The organism is Aromatoleum sp., assembly GCF_036675785.1.
Lineage (GTDB): Bacteria > Pseudomonadota > Gammaproteobacteria > Burkholderiales > Rhodocyclaceae > Aromatoleum.
Genome location: NZ_JAKFEF010000064.1, coordinates 1 through 3110, shown reverse-complemented (window position 1 = coordinate 3110; position 3110 = coordinate 1). Strand labels below are relative to the sequence as shown.

The following is a 3110-nucleotide window of genomic DNA, read 5'->3' as shown; positions in this document are numbered from 1 at the left end:
TCGTGCGCGACCTCGCGGCCGGTCCGCGGCGATTCGTGGAACTGCAGCGGGTCCTGCCGGGAATCTCCACCGAGCAGCTCCGCGCGGGCCGCCGCCGCCGCGCGCGCCTCGTCACCGAGCTCCGAGCCGTGCAGCATTCCGGTGAACGCCGGCTGCCACTCCAGGCCCGCGAACAGGCGCTCCGCACGCTCCGCGGCGAGGTACGTGTAGGGCGACGCGAGATCGAAGTACAGCGTCGCCCGCGTGAGCGCGCCGCGCGAAGCAGGCTCCCGCGGTCGGCGCGACGCCCGGTGCGCGTCCAACGACGTAACCGTTCCCATGAAAGCGGTAACGCACGACGTCTGCGAAACCTGCGGCAACCTTCGCACAGGTTTGGACCCTCAAAGGCCCCTGCAACCCCCCGCTACCTTCCGGTGCGTCGAAACGCCACTAAGGTGCGAAGCCTGAGTCACGCCGCCCCACGGCACACCCGGCTCACGCCAACCATGGCCTCCCCCACCCCCCCGCCCAAGCGCCATCCGTACGCCCAGTGGGCACCCGATGCCCGGGCCCTCGACCTCGTCGGGGACAAGTGGACACTGCTCATCGTGCGCGACCTCGCGGCCGGTCCGCGGCGATTCGTGGAACTGCAGCGGGTCCTGCCGGGAATCTCCACCGAGCAGCTGCGCTCGCGCCTGAACCGGATGGTCGCCGACGGCCTGCTGACGCGCCAGCGCTATCGCGAGGTGCCGCCGCGCGTCGACTACGAGCTGACCCGGCGCTCGCACGAACTGCTGCCGGTCCTCGGCGCCCTGGCTCGCTGGGGCCTGGACTGGGCGTGGACCGCGCCGCGCGAAGGCGAGGCGATCGACATCGGCGCGATCCTGCGCGTCGCCCCCGGCCTGATCAGCGCGCCCGTCAGCGTGTCCGGCGTCGCCGAGCTGTCCGTCCTGCGCGCGGACGGCACGACGTGCCACTACACGATCACCGTCTCCCGCGGCACGGCCACGATCGCCGAGGCCCCCGCATCCGACGCCGACGTCCGCATCTCCGGCACCGAGGCCGACTGGATCGACGCGCTCGGTCCGGACGCCGATCGCGACCGGCTCGCGACGAGCGGCGACGAGCGCATCGCGCGCGTCGTGCTCGACGGCGTCGGCGCGATCGCGCCGCGGGCCACGCGCGCCGCGTAGCGCCAACAGATTCACACGCAATCCTCACACCACATGCGACCGGTGTCGGTTTCGCTGGTTAGGCTCATGGTTGCTCCCATCCGTGCCGATGTGGTGCCGAGACCCCGCCGAAAGGATGCTGCTTCGTGAATCGCCGCCTGTTGCCCTCGCTGCTCATCGCCGGACTGCTGCTCGCGGTCCCGGCCAGCGCCTCGGCCAAGACCAACGTCGCCGTCGGAATCGGCGATCAGAGTCCCGCCATGTTCACGGACGCCAACTGGAAGGCACTGAACCTCAAGAAGACGCGGTACTTCGTCGAGTGGAACACGATCGACCAGCCGGGTGAGCTGCAGAAGGCCGATGCCTTCGTCGCGGCCGCGCGCGCGGCCGGCGTCTCCGTGCTCATGCACATCTCCACCGACGACATCAACTCGCAGCCACGCAAGCCGCTGCCGAGCAACTCCGCGTACAAGACGAAGGTCGGCGCGCTCGTCGCCCGCTACCGCGCCCTGGGCGTCAAGGACTGGGGCGTCTGGAACGAGGCCAACCACAAGTCCCAGCCGACGGCGAAGAGCCCCAAGCGCGCCGCCGAGTTCTACAAGACGTTCCGCAAGTTCAAGTGCTCGGGCTGCAAGATCGTCGCGCTCGACGTCCTCGATCAGGCCGGCGTGGAGCGCTACATCGCCAGCTGGCTCAAGGCCGCCGGCTCGCTCGGCAACAAGGCGAGGATCATCGGGATCCACAACTACTCCGAGGTCAACCGCAAGCTGGGGGAGAAGCGCTCGGCCAGCAGCTTCAAGCGCTACCCGGGCACCACGCGGATCATCAAGGCCGTGCGCAAGAAGAACAAGGTCGCGAAGTTCTGGCTCACCGAGACCGGTGGGCTGGCGAGCTTCGGCAACGGCTTCAAGTGCGACCGCAACCGCCAGTCGAGCACGACGAAGTTCATGTTCAGCCTCATCAAGAAGCACGACAAGAACGTCGAGCGGCTGTACAGCTACAACTACTTCGGCAACGGCTGCACGCCCGCGTTCGACGGTGGTCTGGTCGAGGCCAACGGTACGCCGCGCCCGGCGTACAACACGTTCAAGAGCCAGCTGAAGAACACGCAGCGCTGATCGGCCTTCGGTTCCCCCGGGCGCGCGTAGGATGCGCGGCGCGCGCCCGGGTAGCCGAATGGCATAGGCAGGCGGTCTTAAAAATCGCTGCTCGCAAGAGCGTGCGGGTTCGAATCCCGCCCCGGGCACTCCTCACCGAGTCCTCACGAAACCGCGCCATTTCGCCGGTAGCCTGAGATCAACCTCGGAACTTCGCACCCGCTGCGGGGTTCTTACCGAGCAGGGGCACGACGCCCTTCGTCATCCACGTGGAAGCCACAGCCCTCAAGCACAGCGTCCCGGTCGGCATGCGGGGTCCCAGCCCGCTGCTGCGCCTGCAGTCAGACGAGCGTCTGATCGTCCTCGTGCGGCGCGGCAACCACGCCGCGTTCGAGACGCTCGTCGCGCGCTACCAGTCGCGCCTGCTCGCCTTCTGCCGCCACATGCTGGGCTCGCGCGAGGACGCCGAGGACGTCCTGCAGGAGGTCTTCGCCGCCTCCTTCAACGCGATCGTCGCCGACGACCGGCCGATCCACGTGCGCCCGTGGCTGTATCGCATCGCCCGCAACCGCTCGCTGAACCACCTGCGGCGCGTCCAGCCGATCGGCGTGGACTCGATGGACGTCCACATGTCCGACGCCGGCCAGACGACGGCCGACAAGGTTCACAAGCGCGAGGACTTCCGCCTGCTCGTCTGCGACGTGCAGGACCTGCCCGAGACGCAGAAGACCGCGCTGCTGCTGCGCGAGATCGATGCGCTCTCCTACGAGCAGATCGCCGAGGCGATGGAGACGACGATCCCGTCGGTCAAGTCGCTGCTCGTGCGCGCCCGCGTCTCGCTCGCCGAGGCCGCCGAGGCGCG

Annotated in this window: 4 protein-coding genes and 1 tRNA gene; 4 read left to right on the top strand and 1 reads right to left on the bottom strand. The window is 68.9% G+C overall.

Annotation, left to right across the window (positions count from 1 at the left end; genetic code table 11):
- Positions 1 to 302, bottom strand: a 302-nt coding sequence (locus tag V6M37_RS13505; RefSeq protein ID WP_332674097.1) for a hypothetical protein, incomplete at its 3' end; no start/stop codon positions are given.
- Between the two features lie 183 nt (positions 303 to 485).
- Here V6M37_RS13505 and V6M37_RS13500 point away from each other — a divergent pair.
- The 4 genes from V6M37_RS13500 to V6M37_RS13485 form a co-directional block, all read left to right on the top strand.
- On the top strand, positions 486 to 1172 hold the full coding sequence (locus V6M37_RS13500) for a winged helix-turn-helix transcriptional regulator (RefSeq protein WP_332674095.1): 687 nt from the start codon (positions 486 to 488) through the stop codon (positions 1170 to 1172).
- Positions 1173 to 1297: 125 nt separating this feature from the next.
- Positions 1298 to 2269: a glycosyl hydrolase gene (locus V6M37_RS13495; RefSeq protein WP_332674093.1), complete on the top strand. Its 972-nt coding sequence runs from the start codon at positions 1298 to 1300 to the stop codon at positions 2267 to 2269.
- Positions 2270 to 2313: 44 nt separating this feature from the next.
- Positions 2314 to 2397: transfer RNA gene (locus V6M37_RS13490), tRNA-Leu, on the top strand.
- Between the two features lie 120 nt (positions 2398 to 2517).
- On the top strand, positions 2518 to 3110 hold a 593-nt coding region (locus V6M37_RS13485; RefSeq protein ID WP_332674090.1), incomplete at its 3' end, for an RNA polymerase sigma factor.